Below are 15,624 nucleotides of genomic sequence, written 5' to 3' on the forward strand. Positions count from 1 at the left end.
ATGGAACCGGGCCGCCCGACTACGACCGCGGCGGCCCCATGCGCTGCGCTGGTACTCGCCGGGGTCGTCGCCCCTGCGCTGGTGCAGACAGCGCTCGCCGCGCCCACCATGCAGAGCAACGGCTGCACCGAGGAGGGATGGTTCCCCAACGAAAATGACGTCAAGAAGTTCTACCGCTGCTACGAGGAGGACGGCGTCATGAAGCGCGCCGACTTCGACTGCCCGCCCGGCACCGTCTACGACACCGACCTGCCGCCGGGACACTGCAACCATCCCTGGGCTCTCAGCCCGGACAACAGGGCGTACGAGCCCTTCCCCGACTGACCCCCCAGCAGTCATTCCGGGGGCTCAGGTCTGCGGACCGGCGGTTCGCATGGCGATGCCGGAGGCGCGGGCCTTGGCCGGCGTGAGGCAGTCGCCGCGGTTCGTCTCCCCAGCATGGACGGGAAGACCTGTCATGCCCCACCAGGTAGTTCGAGGGAACGTCAGCGCTGACGGCAAGCGCACCGCGGGCCGCGGTTTCAAGGTGCTGCACATGGCCCCGGGCACGTACGCCGTCATGTTCAGCGGGGAGTTCCCCGAGACGCCGACGGTCACCGCGACCATCACCGGTGGCGACTGGAACCACGTCGGAACTACGTCGACAACATCCACGTGGCGGAAGTGACCAGCGAGCAGGCCGTCATCGTCACCGGCGACTACTACGGCGCGCCCTCTGCCCGGCCGTTCGGCTTCATCGCCATCGACTGAAGCGGTCGGCACAACTGATACAGAGGGGCCCCGGCAGGGAAAGTGCCGGGGCCCCTTCGCCCACACTACGACAGGGGTACGGGCGGCCAAGGCCTGCCTGTCGGGACCGCCGCACAGCATTTGCGTCCGAATGCTCAGCCAGCCGAAAGCCCCCACCGCGAACCCCGCCCGGACCTGGCGGCAGACGGCCCCGAATCAGGCAAGGGCGTGAGCAGACCTGCGCGGAGCTGGAGCTGGTGCAACAGCCCTGCAGGGCCGAGGCCGTCATCGGTCAGGGCCGCTCGCCCCCGCTCGTTCGTGGCCTGCGGGTCCGCACGACCGGCGAGGCCGGCGGAGGCCACGCGGGCTGAGGGGTACCGGACATGTGAGGGAAAGATGGTCCCTCGTCGTGGAGCCGATTCGGCTGTTGGCCGGTCCCGGGAACTCCAGATACCCCAGGGCGGCCGGGAACCCCCGCGCTGACGTGGTCTCGGCCGTGCCTGCTGGTGACGTGTGGCTCAGTCTCGGGTTTCGGAGTGGAGGGCTTGGACGAGTGTGGCGAGTATGTCGACGGCGCTGCCGTCGTGGTCGCTGCCGGCGGTCCCGCTGCCGCTCTGGACGTTGGCAGTTCGGTCGATTTCCAGGACGGAGTCGGCGTGAGAGTTGTCGATGACAGTGATCAGGCTGTCGCTCGCAGCCGCGGGGACCGCGCTGCCGCCGAGGCTGGTCAAGACGAGGAAGGCGCAGGCTCGCACTCGTGCGCCGGTCACACGTGCACGCTCGCGTTCTCCCTGGCAGCGGGGAGGGTGCGGTGGCGGGTGATGTTCTTCGCCACCAGCCGGGTGGACTCGGCCACGCCGATCTCTTCACCGTCTTCGGCGGCGGGCAGGCGTCCGTCAGCGAGCCGGAGCTCGGCCAGGGCGGTGTCCATGGCCTTGTGCGCGGCGAAGAGGCACGGGGTGCTGTAGATCGCGACGTCGACGCCGAGGTCGGTCAACTCGCCCAGGGACAGGCGTGGCGACTTGCCGCCGGCGATCTGGTTGAACAGCAGCGGCTTTCCGCCGACCACCGTCCGGATCCGCTCGATCCACTCCACGCTGCGGACCCCGTCGACCAGGACGACGTCGGCGTCCGTGGCGGCCAGAGCCTCGGCACGGCGCAGGATGTCCTCCTCTTCCGTCGCGTCGGTTCGGGCAACCACGACCAGGTCCCGCCGGGTCGCCAGTACCATCTCCAGCTTCTCCAGGTACTCCGCCAGCGGCAGCACCAGTTTCCCCTCCGCGTGCCCGCACCGCCGCGGACGCTTCTGGTCCTCGAGGATGACGCCGGAGGCACCGATCCGCTCCAGGCCTTCCACGACGTGGCAGGCCACCTCGGGGTCGACGTAGCCGTCGTCGATGTCGACGAGGAGGTGGTGGCCCGGGAAGGCGCCGCGCAGGCGCTGGACGAAGGCCATCATGTCGGGCCAGGCGATGAACCCGATGTCGGGCAGCCCGTAGTACGAGGCCGCGAAGCCGAAGCCGGAGACGAACATCCCGTCGTAGTGCTGGGCCGCCACGGACGCCGAGTACATGTCGTACACGCCGATCAAGGGTGTGGTGCCAGGCTTCGCGATCGCTTCCCGCAGGGTGTTTCCGTAACTCATGGTCAGACCTCCAGAGACGCGGCTCACATGGAAATGGGATAGCTGCGGTGACACGGCAGCGCTTTACCCAAAACAGATCTTTTCCTGACCGTTTCTAGAGGAATGGTTCCGGCGCGGATACCCTCACGCCAATGGAGTAGCCCGTTCACCGCAGAAACGTCACTTGGCTGACGGCCGGTTTGTCCCTTCGAGCGTCATCCGCCCCCTCGCTTGCTACTCGCCACCCTCGCCCCGGTCGTCGCGGGCCGGGACAGGGTGCTGCTGGTGGAGGTGGGGCGGATGGCTCGGGCAAGCCGCGCTGCGGTGGTGAACGGGCGCCGCCGGTGGGCCGGCTGACTGCGCCGGGAACCGGGACCGTTGGCGGTGCTGGGGGAGGTGCGGGTGATCGAGCGGTTCGGTTCGGGATCGGGTGGCCTGAGGGTGACGCCGGCGTGACCGGCCGGCCTGCCGGGTTCTGCCGCGGAGGGGTCGGGGGGCGGGGTGGTCCGGCACGGCGTCCCGTACACCGGTCGGGGGAGGGGTGCGAGCGCCGTCGGTACGACTGCGGCGGGCATGGCCCCGGTCGACTGGTGCGCCGGACACAGGGCCCCCCTGAGCCGCCGGCTCGCAGGTCCGCTTCATCGATGCCCACCAGAGACAGTGGGCCTTCATCGACAAGTGGCCCGCCTTTACCGGCGGCGACCTGACCCCTGGCTCCCATTATCCCGTCGAGGTCGGCATCCTCTGCGACATCCTGACCACCAGCAACACCACGGACCTTCTGGACACGGTCACGATCTCCGTTGCCCCATGGGGGATCGAATCACTCGACGGACTCGACGAGTTCGAAGTGCGAGCCGATCAATTGACCGGCAGCTGAAGGTCACGATTGGCCCCGCTTCGGAGTGCTGCCGACCGGGCACAGCACGCGAGGGGAACTTCGTGTGCTCCGAATGACGCTCCCCGCCGGCTTGAGAGGCGGGATCGGCGGCCGCTTCGTTCCGGGATTGTGGCTGAGGGTTGTGCTGCATCCGTGGCAGAGGAGCCTGGTGCTTGTGGTGACTGAACCCCTTGGCTGTGTCGGCTGTGGCTTGTGTCGGTGTGCTGGGACATGCCTAGAGTGAGCTGCGGGATCACGGCGGGGGAGTGAAGTGGTGGATGTGGATGGGCGCGTGAGCGGTGTGGTGGAGTCTCCTCTGGTCGCCGCTGCTCAGGTCGGGGACACGCTCCGTGTGAAGCAGCTTCTGGAGGAGGACGGGGACTACGGGGACTACGGCGAGCGGACCGCCGCGTTCGCCGTGGCTATCCAGGCGTTCCACGGGCACATCGCTGATCTGCTGCTCATGGGTGGGGCCGATGCCAGCCAGTGCGCGCCGGAGGAGCTGCTGTCCCTGCGCGAGGCGGTTGATTCGGGTTCGCCTGCGCTGGTCGGGGCCCTTCTGGACCGCAGCATCCGGGACAGGTACCCGGCGTCCGAGCTGATGGAGATGCGGGATCTCGCGCGCAGCTAGTACGAGGCGGGGACCGAAGCCGAACTGCGGCGCCGCACCGGCTCCCAAGACGATCTTGTCTGTACCCGGGTCCAGGACGATGAGTACTACACCGTCGGCGAGCTCACGCTCCGCGGAATCAGCGTGCGGGACGGGCACGGGGCGATCCTTACAGACCTGGAGGAACAGCTCGGCATCCGTGCCTCGTGCGAGGAACTCGTCACACGCGCCTTGGACAGCGACCAGGACCACACAGCGTGGGGACGGGCCGCGATTCTGCTGTCTCACCGACGTGATCAGGAGACCTGGACGGCCGCCGAGACCTTGCGCGCTGATGCGGATCCGTCCCGCCGGTTGTTCGGTGCCGAGCTGATGCGGCTGATCGAGCTCTTCGCTGACAGCCACGAGGAAGAGTTCTGCCTCCTCGCCGTGAACGCCCTCACCGACTGGTCGGGCCAGGAGACGGACAACGCCGTCCTCACAACGGTGCTAGACGGACTTGGTTCGTACGCCGGACCGCGTGCCGAAGCGGCCCTCCTGGCGCACGTCGCCCACCACGACGCCGGCGTCCGGCGAGCCGTGGCCGGCGGCCTCGGCACGCGTCTGGACTCCACGGACCTGTCCGAGGATGCTCGTGAGGCACTGCTGGTGCTGATGACGGACGTGGCCGCGGCGGTACGGCGGGCAGCCTGTCGTGCGGCCGGGCAGGCCAGAGACCTCGATCCCGTCCTTGTCGAAGCCATGGCCGCGCTGCTGGACGACACGGACCGCCAGGTCCAGGTCCTCGCCGTGTACGGGCTCGCCCTCCACGACGACGAGCGGTGCGTGGAAGCGGCACGCCGCCTTGGCCCGCCACAGCCCGGCTACCCGGACTGGGAGGACTACCGCGACGCGGTGTGGCGCTACGAGTGGCGTCGCGACGGCCGCTGACATTACCGCCTGGGCTTGTCCACGTTCATGAGCCGCGAATACCGCACGGTTCGAATGGCGCTCCCCGCCAGCTGGGGCCTCGGCGTGGACGCCGGCCCGGCGGGAGGCGTACGCGCACGACCAGGGCCAGCCGGCGTCGCCGGTGGCGGTCACGGCCCGGTCGAACCGGCAGAAGGCGGATCAGGATCCGGCGCAGTGGCTTCGGAGGCCCGGGGGCATGGGTGTGGCTGAACGGCGCTCCTGCCGAAGGTGTGGCTCTGACTGATCGGCCGCCCAGTGCCCCGCGACGACACGGCCACTCATGGGGATGAGGGAACAGAGATCGCTTCGTAAGGACACGTCGGCGTGGTCGTCTGCAGGGTCCAGTCAACCGATCGACGAAGGAGGCTCGGGTGCCCGAGCTATGGGCGGGGACGCATGCCGGCAAGGCCGCGCATCACTGCACGATCATCGACACAGATGGGACGAATGTGCTCACGGACCGTCGGCACTCCAGGTGTGCTGGGCCGGCCCGTCAGGGAGTGCCCTCCTGAGTCACCGTGATGTTGCTCCAGTAGCCGAACTGTCCGGCCGGAAAGTGCTTCAGGTGCGTGTAGCCGCCGCCGTCATCGAGTTCGCCCGATGCCGCGGCCTGCGTGTCCTGGTCGTAGAAGAAGATCTTGCGACGAGCCGGCACGATGTGGGTCCAGTTCCCGAACTGTCCGGCCGGGAAGCTCTGTAGGTGCACGTAGTCGCCGTCCGCGTCGAGTTTCCCCGATCCGGCCTCCCGCGTGTCCCGGTTGTAGAAGAAGAGCTTGGAGGAACCCTCGTCGAAGGTGACGTTGGTCCACTTCCCGAACTGTCCGGCCGGGAAGTCGTTCAGGTGGGCGTAGTCGCCGTCGTCCTGGAGATCGCCGGATCCGGCGGCCCCCGTGCCCTGGTTGTAGAAGAAGTAGCGGGGGGAGAAATCGCCGCCGGCGGAGACGATGTGGCTCCAGTCCCCGAACTGTGCAGGCGGGAAGTCCTTCAGGTTGACGTAGTCGCCGTCGGCGGTGAGCCGGCCCGATGCGGCGGCCCGCGTGTCCCGGTCATAGAAGAAGACCAGGACACCGCCCGCCACGATGCGATCCCAGTCCCCGAACTGTCCGGCCGGAAAGTCCTTCAGGTTGACGTAGTCGCCGTCGGCGGCGAGCCTGCCCGTTCCTGCGGCTCGTGTTTCACTGCTGTAGAAGAACAGCTCTCCGCCGCCGGGCACGATGTGCGTCCAGTGGCCGAACTGTCCGGCCGGAAAGTCCTTCAGGTTGACATAGTCGCCCGATGCGTCGAGCTCGCCCGTTCCGGCGGCTCCTGTGGTCTGGTCGTAGAAGAACAACATGGTGGTGCGCCTCCTGTTTTCTCCTGGGGTGGCCGCGTTCGGGCCGGTGCAGGGACTCCGACCGGACGGGCCGGACATGGCGTCCGGCACGAGCCCCACGGGGCCATCCTGCGCAGGGCGACCACCTCCGCGCGCGCGGGCGGGGCCATGTGGGGGCTCGCGTGCCGAGGAAGGCGGCATAAGCGAGGAGGCTCTGGCCACCAGCCACCCCGCGGGCGGAGCGTGCTGCAGCCCCGTCGGGCTCGTCCGCCGCCGCGCTAGTGCACGCGGACCCATCACGGACAGCCCGCACGGCCCACGTGGAGCCCTACTCGATGAGCGTTCCCGGCGCCCCGGCCGCCCCGGCGCCGGGTGCCTCCGTCGGCCGCAAGTGGGCACCCACGTGACCTCGGCCTGATTCGAGGCCAGAGCAGTCGGGATCCCGACGCCCCTCCGGCGGAGAGACAGCGTGGAGCCGACCAGCTCCACGATGCGCCTCACCATCCCTCTGTCCGGGAAAGCCAAGGTCTCCCGCGGCGAGTCCGCCACGGTCCACAACCTCCCCGCCCCGGGAAGGCTCCGGCGAAGAAGACCGCGGCGAAGGAGACGGCCGCCACGAAGACGACGCCGGCGAAGCGGAAACCGCGCAGCGCCCGACGTGCAGGAGCAGCCGCCGGGCGCCCGGGCCGCCCCGCATGACGGGCAGCTCAGCCGACCTTGCCGCAGCTGCCGTTCCACCACCAGGACGTCGTTGTCGACGATCAGCACCCAACAGTCTCCGCAAACCACGATGTGCTCCTGCTCCGAGCACGACGAAATACCGCCAGCTTGCCCGAACGTCAAAAGATCACGGTTGCTCAAGGCGTCGTTGGTCGAACGTAGGAGGTCAGTGAAGGCTCGTGATCTGTGCTCTGGCACGCTGTCCCGGTGGACGCTCTCATCGGCACTCAAGTACCTCGTCAGCGACTGACTGATCCGGCCTCGGCAGTCGCGCTTCTGGAGCAGGCCGTCCCTGGCCTCGCCCTCCTTCGACGTACGGCTCCAGCCGGCATCGACTGGTCAACGGTCGAGGAGTGCCTGACCACGGAGCTGCCCTCCGACTTCAAGCTGCTTGCCGAGAGCTACCCGTCCTTGGCTTTCGGGGACTTCCTTTGCGTCGGCTTCCCGAACCCCGGGCAGGAAACGGCCTGGTCAGAGGACTCCGAAGATCTTGAGATCCTCGCTGAGTGGTGTGCGGACGCAGAGATGTCGGTTCCTCTGCACGCCTTTCCTGCCCCTGGAGGCCTGCCGCCGTGGGCCACCTCGAACCAGGGCGACTACTTCCTCTGGAACACGACGGGGCCTGGTCCTGACGGCTGGACCGTCACCGTGGCCTCACGCAACGGCGGCTGGTGGCACTACACCGGAGGCGCGGTCCAGTTCCTCGCCGACCTGATCAGCGGAGCCTTGGAACTGTGGGAGCTGCCGTCGGTACGGCCTCAGGTCGAGGCCTTCTGAGGGAACGACGGCTCCACGACTCGCTCGTGTTCACCGCGTCGTCACACACGAAGGGACAGCCCGGAACCGGAGACAACTACATCCCGTGCCCAAGGCGAGTGTCGCCGTTACCCCGCTTCATCACCACGCTGACAGTCGTCTGACACTCTCGGGCACGGGTGCGTATAAGGGCTGCCCTTCGGGCAGGTCGCTTCGCTACCGGGCCCCCTTTTTGATGGGGCTCGACGAATCTCCTCACCGGACACTCGGGGTGGGACAGACTTGCTCGCTCACTTTCCCCACCATCGGGACTACGGTCGGGCGCCACCGCGGAGGCGCTGTCTGATGGCCTGGCCAGTCGTGTCCAGGGGCCGGCTTGGTAGAACCGCCTCGGACGCGAGAGGCGGTTTTGGCGTGAAGGGCGCAGTGGAAAGTTGCCTGCGACGGCCGTCGTTCCTGGAGATTGAGACAAGGCCCCGATCTCAGCCGAGACGGGGCCCGTGTTCTCGTCGGCCGGTGGGAGGCCGATATTGCCGGTTTACGGGATATCGTTGACCATCTCGCACCGCAGGGCGGTGTCGCCTGCTTCGCCGTCACAGTCGTCGGTGGTGCGGTCGCCGAAGCTGAGTGCGACAGTGTGACCGCCGCAGAACGGGAGATCCTCCGTGCCTCGCCGCGCCCACGGCAACTCGCCGGCTTCCCACTCACTGTCTGCCATCTAGACACCCCCTTGAGCGCCTCGCGGTGTGGATGGCGACTCGGCCCCGGCCCAGCCGCCTTGCGAAGACCCTATGCCCAGCCAATGCCAGTGGATCAGCCTCGGTCAGCAGTCAAACACCGACCAGCAGATGTCGTTCCGCAAGAGCTGGTCGTCAAGTACGAGCTCACGAATCGCCTCTGGGAGCTGGTCGCGCTGCCACTGGCACTCGAGTCGCCCTGCGGCCTCACTCTCGCCTTTTGGCGCGGCGGCGCGTGCGGCCTTGATCGCATAGGCAGCCGCACCGAGCTCGTGTGCGGCGACGTGTGCGACGACCCCGGCCTGGCCGGCGGCGTAGGCGGCATGCCGTGCTGCGCCACGTAGGTCTCGGGCCGCGCCCATTGCGTGGCCGCCCGCCGCGCGGGCTTGCATCATCTTCACCTCGCCACGCACCCAGGCGCGGACATGATCGATCGCCTGGCGCGGCCGTGGGTCCTCAGGCTGAGCCGACTCGAAAAGATCAAGGACGTGCTCCGCGCAAGCTGCCGCCCATAGGGCGAGGAGATGGTGATCCGAATCAGTGAGGGTCCCACCGCGGCGGATCGTCACGAAGCGAGGGTCTCTGACCTTCGGGAGGATCACGGTTGGGGCATTCCTTCCTGCTGGTATGAAGCGAAGCCTGCAAACCCGGTGGTCGGTTCGCAAGCCCGGCTGCTGTCTCCCGGCCAGACGAGACGAGCTCTCAGTCGCCGACCACCTCGCTCACGGACGTGCGGGCGGCGGCGGCCTTGTCGACGAGGTTCTTGCCAGTGGCGAACGCGGCGACGAGGGCCTGCGGACGGCCCGGCGCGGCGGGGACGCGTAAGCGAAGACCGGGGGCAGGGGCCAGCCTGGAGGCGGTGTCGGCCCGGTCGAACCGGTCGAAAGCGGCTCAGCATCCGGCGCAGTGGCTGCCGCCGCCGGCGGAGGCGGTGTGCAGGTACGGCGCACGGAGTGGACCGCGACGAAGCTGCGGTGGGGCCTGGCGGTGGATGAGGCCGAGCGGAACCGGCTGTCCGCGATCGCGGCTGTCTGCGGCGGCACGGATGTGAAGTTCTGGAGGGCCAGACCGTGATAGAGCAGCAGACCGTCCAGCGGGCCGCCCACCACGACGGGGGAGCAGAGGAACAGGGGCCTGCGGGGACCTCGTTCGCGCTGCGTCCCTGAAGAGCGGTCTCTCCAATCAAGTTGCGGGACCGGACATCTTCCACTTCGAGAAACGCCGTCCCGTACCGGTGGTTCTCGAGACTGAATCGTGGGTGTTCGGCCCCGTAAGTTCTCTTGGCTGTGAAGTGGCCAGACTCGCCTGAGTTCACTTGAGCGGTTTCTGCGGGCTGACATCCGGACCGATCTTGCTGCCGAGGGCGGCGGTGTTTCCGGAAGAGCTTGTTCTGCGGAGTCGATGCGCGAGGCCGTCGGTGAAGTTCCTTCGCCGGAGCGCCTTATGACGTCCGGCGGTCAGAGAACGGGCGGCCTGTCTGGTCACAGCCGGGAATCGGACTTCATATGGCTGTGTGCGGGAAGCTGTCCTGACGGGCAACGTCCAACGTCCTCCGCGTCTCCCTCGATCCTGAAGCATTGGAAGATCTGGGTCCGGCCCGAAGACCTCATCACGCTCCGACAAGTCCTCACCCAGGTGCTCGGCTACGGACGTGCGGACGCCGTACCCACGCGTGCAGGCATCTGACCGGCCTCTCCTTCGCCTTGAGGCTCGGAGCCGCCCGCGCAGCCACACGTTTGACCTCTACTGCCCGCTTCGTATGGCCATCACCAGCCACACGACCGGTCCCGCTGCCAGAACGATCAGCAGCAGACAGCACGGCACCGGGGACGGCCCCTTGAGGGGTGGCTGGGCTGCTATCTGCGGGGCCACTCGGCGCACGTCGTCGGCGTGGTACCACATCTTGCCGGCATAGCCCGTAGTGGTCATCCAGCTCTCCGAACGGACCCGCACCCCATGGGCCAGCGCATTCACATACACCGAGCGAATACCCACGCCCGGCCACAAGGTGCTCACCTGGCGCTCCGTCAGCCAGCCGTCCCCCTCGTCCGCCATATTCCGCCCTTTCCCCAGCAGTCGGTGATGCCTCATCATGAACAGTCCCATAGCCAGGCATAGTTCGTCCCTCCATCGCTCCTCGGGGATCCGACGCGGCGATCCGCTTCCCGGGCCCCGAATGCCTGGCGCGGGCGGGTGTGGCCCTCGTCATTCGAGAACGGGCGGTCAGGGTCTGACCCCGCCCGCCCTGCCCCGAATCGCGGCGCCACCCGCCGTGGTCGGCGCCGAGCCGGTCGCGGCGCTGCTTTTGGTTGACGATCCACACCCCGGTGCGGTGTTGCCCGTCGGAGAGGTGCTCGACGTGTGTTGCCCGTCCGGCAATGCCGCCGCCATCCGTTCGAAGTACTGGGCGAGAGCCCGGACGCCTTTGGGGAACGCCCCCGCGCCCCGCCCGCATCCCTGGACGCCGCGCCGGTCGTCGAGGCCGCCGTATGGGCTCGCACGGCCCGCGCCGGCTTCCCCCCGAGCTCTGCGAGGCAGCGCGGCTGTTCCTCGTTGAGCGAGTGGAAGTCGCGGCGCTGTGTGGCGAGCCACCGGCCGATGTCCTCGCCCTGCCGCGTCACCGACGGTGCGACGTTGGCCAGGCGCGTACCGCCCGCCAGTAGGGGCCGCAGTTTCCTTCCGTCCCCGGTGAGAAGCGTGCGCATCAACGGACAGCGTGGCGCCGGCGACCGTCCGAGAGACGCCGGGCACACCGTTCCGTGCGGCTTTTCCCCGTTCGGCGTCAGCCCGACACCCAGCGTCTTCCTCCGGAAGCGTTGGTGCCTCGCCGGGGCACCGGGCGAGATGACAGCAGGCGTCCGCGACGGCGCACCCATCGGCGGGCACCCGTATCCGCGTGCTGTCAGACACTCCTGTCCCCTCAGTCCAGGACCGCTGCCAGCTCGCCGACATTCGTCCTTACATCTCACCTGCGCAGCCACCACATCACTTACGACCCCGGGGAAATTGAGGTCCGGACGTGCCGGCCTGCCGCGATGTAGAACCCGCTGAATGTAGCCAGTGTTTGGGAAGTGGCCCTGGCGTCGAACACGACGACGTAGGCAGGATCGTGAGTCATGCGTGCAGTTGTGTTCGACATGGATGGGACGCTTCTGGACAGCGTCCCCACGGTATCCCGCGCGTACGCCGACGCGATTCGTTCGCTCGGCGGCCCGCCGGTCTCCCCGGATGAGGTGGTCGCCAGCTGGCATGTCGGCCACACAGAGCTGGTTCTTGCACACTTCCTCGGCCGCACCTGCGGCCCCGCCGAGGTCGAGTGCTTCCACGCCCACCTGGATCCGGCCGTCGCCGAGCTGCGGCCATTCCCTGGCATACCGGCCCTGCTCGACGAAATCGCCGATGCGGGCCTGCGGCTGGGCGTATTCACGGCGGCCACCCGGCGAGTGGCTTTGAGTATGCTCGCTGCCGCAGGAATCGACGCTCGATTTAGCGTGGTCGTCGCAGGCGACGAGGTTGACAGGCCCAAGCCGGCGCCGGACGGGTTGTTGCTGGCACTGCGGCAGCTCGGGGTCCCGGCCGAGGCAACCACCTATGTGGGTGACGCTGAAGTGGACCTCGACTGTGCCAACGCCGCGGGATCGCTGGGAGTGCACGCCAGGTGGGGTGCACGCGCCGGTGTCCGTCCCGGGGCTCACCCGGTCGCGGCGCGTCCGTACGACGTCCTCAGCCTTGGCGGCGCCTTGCAGCCGCACAGGCAACGGCACGGCCCGCCAGGGCGACTCTGACAGTGTTCGGCAGATCGGCAGATCGGCAGTTCGGCAGTTGGGCAGTTGGGCAGACCAGCTGAGGCTCTCGGGTGAGGATGGGCAGTCGTGATCAACATTGGTTCGTTGCGTGATGAGGATCGCGCCGCCTGGGAAGTGCTGGCGCGCGGTTACAAGGCGTTCTACGGCACCGCGGTGCCGGACGAGGGCTACGAGGAGACGTGGCAGCGGCTACGGGGCGGTACCGAGTTCCACGGCATCGGCGCCTGGTCGGAAGGGAAGCTGGTCGGCATCGCGCACTATCTGTTCCACCCGACGTTCTGGATGGAAGACAGCTGCTACCTCCAAGACCTCTTCGTCGACGAGGCGGCACGCGGCCGAGGGGCGGCGCGGATGCTGATCGAGAAGGTGGCCGATGCATCGCGGGAACGGGGGGCATCCCGCTTCTACTGGACCACTCAGGAGGACAACACCGCCGCCCGCGCACTGTACGACAAGGTGGCGAGCTTCAAGGGGTTCATACGCTATGACTACCCCATTGACTTGCGACCTGGGGGAAGTGCCGGCGGGGCCGGTCGGCAGTGACATGAGAAGACCGCGCGGGTTAGGCACTGTCCGGCCGATCACGCCGTGGATGGGGCTGCTGAGGCTCAACTGACCTCACTGGAATCGCGGCGTGTTCGAATACCACGGCTGGATCACCGCCTGCCGAGGACAGTTTTAGATCTCGCTGTCGAAGCCGGTGAGCCGGCCGCCCTTGCTGCCGCGCCGTTGGCGGTCGGCCCGCTGGTCCTTCGGTTCGGGGATGGTGTGTTGAGCTGTGTCCATCAGCACGCGGCCCGGGGTCCGCACCGCGCCGTCCTTGTACTGGGAGGCCACGGCCTCGGACGCGCTCTCGTGCTGATCACGCTCCTCGTCGTCCTGGACTTGCGACCGGGCCCGAGTCACCCCGTAGAGCACCTTGAGCTCGTCGCTCGGCGACGGCTCCCTCAACCAGCACGAGCGGACCGGGGTACGGGCCGGTGCCCTCTTCCGCGGCGGGGCCGGGGTCGAGCAGGTGGAGCCGGGTCTTCCAGCCCGGCGCCATCTGCGCCACGCACAGCAGGCGGTTGATGCCGGCCTCCGCGAGCGCGTCCTGCACCGGCTGCGCCGCGCGCACCCCGGCCTGCATCTAGGCGAAGCCGGCCGCTCCGCCGGAAGCGGGAAGGCGCCGCACGGGCAGGGTCCACCCGCGCTGCGCCACGTATCCGGCCACGTAGCCTCCCGGCGCGGCGAGGCGATCTGCGTTGGCGGCCCGCAGGAGCCGCAGCACGGGTTCATAGAGGCGCTGTGGGTGTTCGTAAAGCGGATGCTGCGAGCGTGTCCGACGACACCTCAGGAGAGATCAAACGCCGGACCGCCAGCCGGATCCCAAAGCCCTGCTCAGCGAGCGGAAGTTCCTTCGGCCTGTGCTGGTAGCGGTCGTGGACTCGGTCAACACTGTCGTCAAGTTCGGAAAGACGACAGCCACTTGAGAGGCAAGGCAGTAAAATCTGCCTACCAGTTCGAGCCGATCTGCGTCCGGGCGCCGAGCCTGCCGGATCCGGCCCCGGGGTACAGGTACAGGGGCCCGCCGGCGGTGGCCGGGGCCTGTACGGCCGCGAGGTCGCCCGTGCCGTCGTTGTCGAGGTCGCCGCCGACGAGGCCGCGCATCGTGTGCCAGCTCGTGCCGGCCTGGATCCGGTTGTCGAAGCCGCCCGTGCCGTTGCCGGGGTACACCCAGAGCGTGCCGGCGCGGTCGACCGCAGCCAGGTCGGCCCGGCCGTCACCGGTCATGTCGCCGGAGGCGGTCAGCTCGTTCATGGCGTCCCATCCGCTGCCGATCTGCTGCCCCTCGCCCAGCGTCCCGTTCCCGGCCCCCGGATACGCGCGCAGCGTGCCGTCCGGGTCGATGGCGACCAGGTCCGTCTTCCCGTTCCGGTCGACGTCGAGCGAGGTGAGGTCCCGCCGGCCGCCCCAGTCCCGGCCGACCACGACGCGGGCGCCCAGGGTGCCCGTACCGGTGCCGGGGTACGCGTAGAGGGTTCCGGTCGCCTTCTCGACCGCGAGCAGGTCGGCCCGGCCGTCGCCCGTGTAGTCGCCGCCGGTGAGCCGCGTCATGGCGTTCCAGCCCACCCCGATCTGGCTGCGGCTCCCCAGAGTTCCGTCACCTCTGCCGGGGTAGAGCCAGAGCTTTCCGGTGGCTGCCTCCACTCCCACGACGTCCTGCCGGCGGTCGCCGTCGAAGTCCGCGGACGTGAGGTGGGTCATGCCGGAGAGGGCCGGCGGAGTCGGCCAGGACGTGCGGGTGACCATCCGGGCGCCGGGACGCTCGTTGACCGTCCAGAGCTCGTTCGTACCGGTGAGGAAGGAGATGTTCTCGCCGTAGATCCCGGTCCGCGACATGAGCCAGACGGGCTCGTCGGGTGTGCCGTGGTAGAGGCAGCTCGGCAGGTGCTCCGGACCGTTCTGTACGTACTCCGGGCAGGGAGCCGAGATCACGAAGCGGCCGCCGTCCATGGCGATGCCCTGGGCCCCGCCGATCGGTGACCGGTAGGCGGCCGACGCGCGGGCGACGCCGGTGGCGTCCGTCTTGAGCAGGCCGGTGGCCGGGTCGACCGGCCAGCGCACGATCGGGGAGTCGGCCTGGTCGAACCGGTCGCCCACCCGCGTGGCGTCCATCTCTACGGTGACGAGGGCTGGTTCGGAACCCGACAGATCGAGCGACGCGCCCGTGATGCAGGGGCGTTCTGGGACGGTGGCGGTGCCGCAGCCCGTCCCGGCCCCGGTGGAGGCGTAACTGGCGATCCGGGGCAGTACGTACGCGCCCGCGGCGGTCCGCCACACCCGGCGGGTGTCGAACACGTCAAAGCCGCTGCCGATGCTCGCGACGTAGAGCAGGTCACCGGCCCACACGACGGCGTGGGCGTGTCCGCCGCTGAGGTTCGTGTAGGTGCCGCCGTCGGCGGACAGGCCCACGAGCTGGACGTGCCGGTAGCGCACCGAGGCCGGGGCGGTGACGTCGGCGAAGGTGAGGCGTTCGGTGCCCCCGGGGCCGTACCAGCTGGTGACGACCGTCTTCCGGCCTCCCGCGGTGCCCTGGGTCACGCCCTGCGGGTACCAGTCGGTGGTCGAGTCGTCCTGGGCGGACCAGCAGAAGCCCTGGGCGCCGGGCACGCCCGGGTCGTGGCAGAGCGGCTGGGCGGCGGTGTTCGCCGGGTCGGCGACGACGCCGGCCACCGTGGTGCGGGTGATCTCCGGGTGAGCGGCCTCGTAGGCGTCCGCCCGTGCCGTGTCGGCGCCGGTGTCCTTCCGGAGGCCGAAGCCGGTCGTGGCGAGGGCGGTGATGCCGTTGGGCGTGGCGAGCGAGGCGTCGGGGACGGCGGGAATCGCCGCGGCGGCGGGGGGCGCGGCCGCCAGCCCGGCGGCGCAGGCGAGGGCGCCGAGGACGGCGGACGCCGCGCGGGCCCGGCGGGGGCTCCCTTGTGGACGTACGGGCATGGCGAGGCTCCTGTTCGGGCGG

At 68.9% G+C, this 15,624-nt stretch carries 15 protein-coding genes and 1 pseudogene; 8 read left to right on the forward strand and 8 right to left on the reverse strand.

The window, feature by feature from the left end:
• Both ACZ6I1_RS08765 and ACZ6I1_RS08770 read left to right on the forward strand, forming a co-directional pair.
• Positions 1 to 324: a chitin binding peritrophin-A domain-containing protein gene (locus ACZ6I1_RS08765; protein ID WP_469284708.1), complete on the forward strand. Its 324-nt coding sequence runs from the start codon at positions 1 to 3 to the stop codon at positions 322 to 324.
• A 133-nt stretch (positions 325 to 457) separates the two neighbouring features.
• A complete protein-coding gene (locus tag ACZ6I1_RS08770; RefSeq protein ID WP_469284710.1) occupies positions 458 to 667 on the forward strand; it encodes a hypothetical protein in 210 nt (69 codons plus the stop codon).
• A gap of 580 nt (positions 668 to 1,247) precedes the next feature.
• On the opposite strand, the gene ACZ6I1_RS08775 is transcribed toward ACZ6I1_RS08770, so the two are convergent.
• Together ACZ6I1_RS08775 and ACZ6I1_RS08780 are read right to left on the reverse strand one after the other, a co-directional pair.
• On the reverse strand, positions 1,248 to 1,499 hold the full coding sequence (locus ACZ6I1_RS08775; RefSeq protein WP_469284713.1) for a hypothetical protein: 252 nt from the start codon (positions 1,497 to 1,499) through the stop codon (positions 1,248 to 1,250).
• Complete coding sequence (locus ACZ6I1_RS08780; protein WP_469284715.1) at positions 1,496 to 2,374, reverse strand: isocitrate lyase/PEP mutase family protein; 879 nt, start codon at positions 2,372 to 2,374, stop codon at positions 1,496 to 1,498. Before ACZ6I1_RS08780 ends, ACZ6I1_RS08775 begins: the two co-directional genes overlap by 4 nt.
• Before the next feature lie 1,151 nt (positions 2,375 to 3,525).
• On the opposite strand from ACZ6I1_RS08780, the gene ACZ6I1_RS08785 reads away from it, so the two are divergent.
• The 3 genes and pseudogenes from ACZ6I1_RS08785 to ACZ6I1_RS08795 form a co-directional block, all read left to right on the forward strand.
• The gene (locus ACZ6I1_RS08785; RefSeq protein WP_469284718.1) at positions 3,526 to 3,864 is read left to right on the forward strand and encodes a hypothetical protein; all 339 of its coding nucleotides are present in this window, start codon (positions 3,526 to 3,528) and stop codon (positions 3,862 to 3,864) included.
• Between the two features lie 351 nt (positions 3,865 to 4,215).
• Positions 4,216 to 4,773 (forward strand): hypothetical protein, encoded by a 558-nt coding sequence (locus ACZ6I1_RS08790; protein ID WP_469284720.1) that lies wholly within the window; start codon positions 4,216 to 4,218, stop codon positions 4,771 to 4,773.
• Between the two features lie 70 nt (positions 4,774 to 4,843).
• Positions 4,844 to 4,975 (forward strand): annotated as a pseudogene (locus ACZ6I1_RS08795) (HNH endonuclease); the annotation flags it as partial.
• 312 nt (positions 4,976 to 5,287) lie between these two features.
• Here ACZ6I1_RS08795 and ACZ6I1_RS08800 read toward each other — a convergent pair.
• Positions 5,288 to 6,127: a hypothetical protein gene (locus ACZ6I1_RS08800; protein ID WP_469284722.1), complete on the reverse strand. Its 840-nt coding sequence runs from the start codon at positions 6,125 to 6,127 to the stop codon at positions 5,288 to 5,290.
• A 906-nt stretch (positions 6,128 to 7,033) separates the two neighbouring features.
• On the opposite strand from ACZ6I1_RS08800, the gene ACZ6I1_RS08805 reads away from it, so the two are divergent.
• Positions 7,034 to 7,603, forward strand: coding sequence for an SMI1/KNR4 family protein (locus tag ACZ6I1_RS08805; protein ID WP_469284724.1), 570 nt, complete (start codon positions 7,034 to 7,036; stop codon positions 7,601 to 7,603).
• 517 nt (positions 7,604 to 8,120) lie between these two features.
• Here ACZ6I1_RS08805 and ACZ6I1_RS08810 read toward each other — a convergent pair.
• From ACZ6I1_RS08810 to ACZ6I1_RS08820, 3 genes are all read right to left on the reverse strand, one after another.
• Positions 8,121 to 8,300 carry a hypothetical protein gene (locus tag ACZ6I1_RS08810; RefSeq protein WP_469284726.1) on the reverse strand — a complete coding sequence of 60 codons (180 nt, stop codon included), beginning with the start codon at positions 8,298 to 8,300 and terminating at the stop codon, positions 8,121 to 8,123.
• Between the two features lie 105 nt (positions 8,301 to 8,405).
• Complete coding sequence (locus ACZ6I1_RS08815) at positions 8,406 to 8,921, reverse strand: putative immunity protein (RefSeq protein ID WP_469284728.1); 516 nt, start codon at positions 8,919 to 8,921, stop codon at positions 8,406 to 8,408.
• 1,141 nt (positions 8,922 to 10,062) lie between these two features.
• On the reverse strand, positions 10,063 to 10,425 hold the full coding sequence (locus ACZ6I1_RS08820; protein WP_469284730.1) for a hypothetical protein: 363 nt from the start codon (positions 10,423 to 10,425) through the stop codon (positions 10,063 to 10,065).
• A 1,010-nt stretch (positions 10,426 to 11,435) separates the two neighbouring features.
• Between ACZ6I1_RS08820 and ACZ6I1_RS08825 the strand changes: the two genes are divergently transcribed.
• Together ACZ6I1_RS08825 and ACZ6I1_RS08830 are read left to right on the forward strand one after the other, a co-directional pair.
• Positions 11,436 to 12,104, forward strand: coding sequence for an HAD family hydrolase (locus tag ACZ6I1_RS08825; RefSeq protein WP_469284732.1), 669 nt, complete (start codon positions 11,436 to 11,438; stop codon positions 12,102 to 12,104).
• A gap of 87 nt (positions 12,105 to 12,191) precedes the next feature.
• Positions 12,192 to 12,668, forward strand: coding sequence for a GNAT family N-acetyltransferase (locus tag ACZ6I1_RS08830; RefSeq protein ID WP_469284734.1), 477 nt, complete (start codon positions 12,192 to 12,194; stop codon positions 12,666 to 12,668).
• 135 nt (positions 12,669 to 12,803) lie between these two features.
• On the opposite strand, the gene ACZ6I1_RS08835 is transcribed toward ACZ6I1_RS08830, so the two are convergent.
• On the reverse strand, positions 12,804 to 13,076 hold the full coding sequence (locus tag ACZ6I1_RS08835; protein WP_469284972.1) for a hypothetical protein: 273 nt from the start codon (positions 13,074 to 13,076) through the stop codon (positions 12,804 to 12,806).
• 543 nt (positions 13,077 to 13,619) lie between these two features.
• Positions 13,620 to 15,602 (reverse strand): FG-GAP repeat domain-containing protein, encoded by a 1,983-nt coding sequence (locus tag ACZ6I1_RS08840; protein ID WP_469284736.1) that lies wholly within the window; start codon positions 15,600 to 15,602, stop codon positions 13,620 to 13,622.
• Positions 15,603 to 15,624: the final 22 nt, after the last annotated feature.

The organism is Streptomyces sp. NPDC046303, assembly GCF_055588085.1.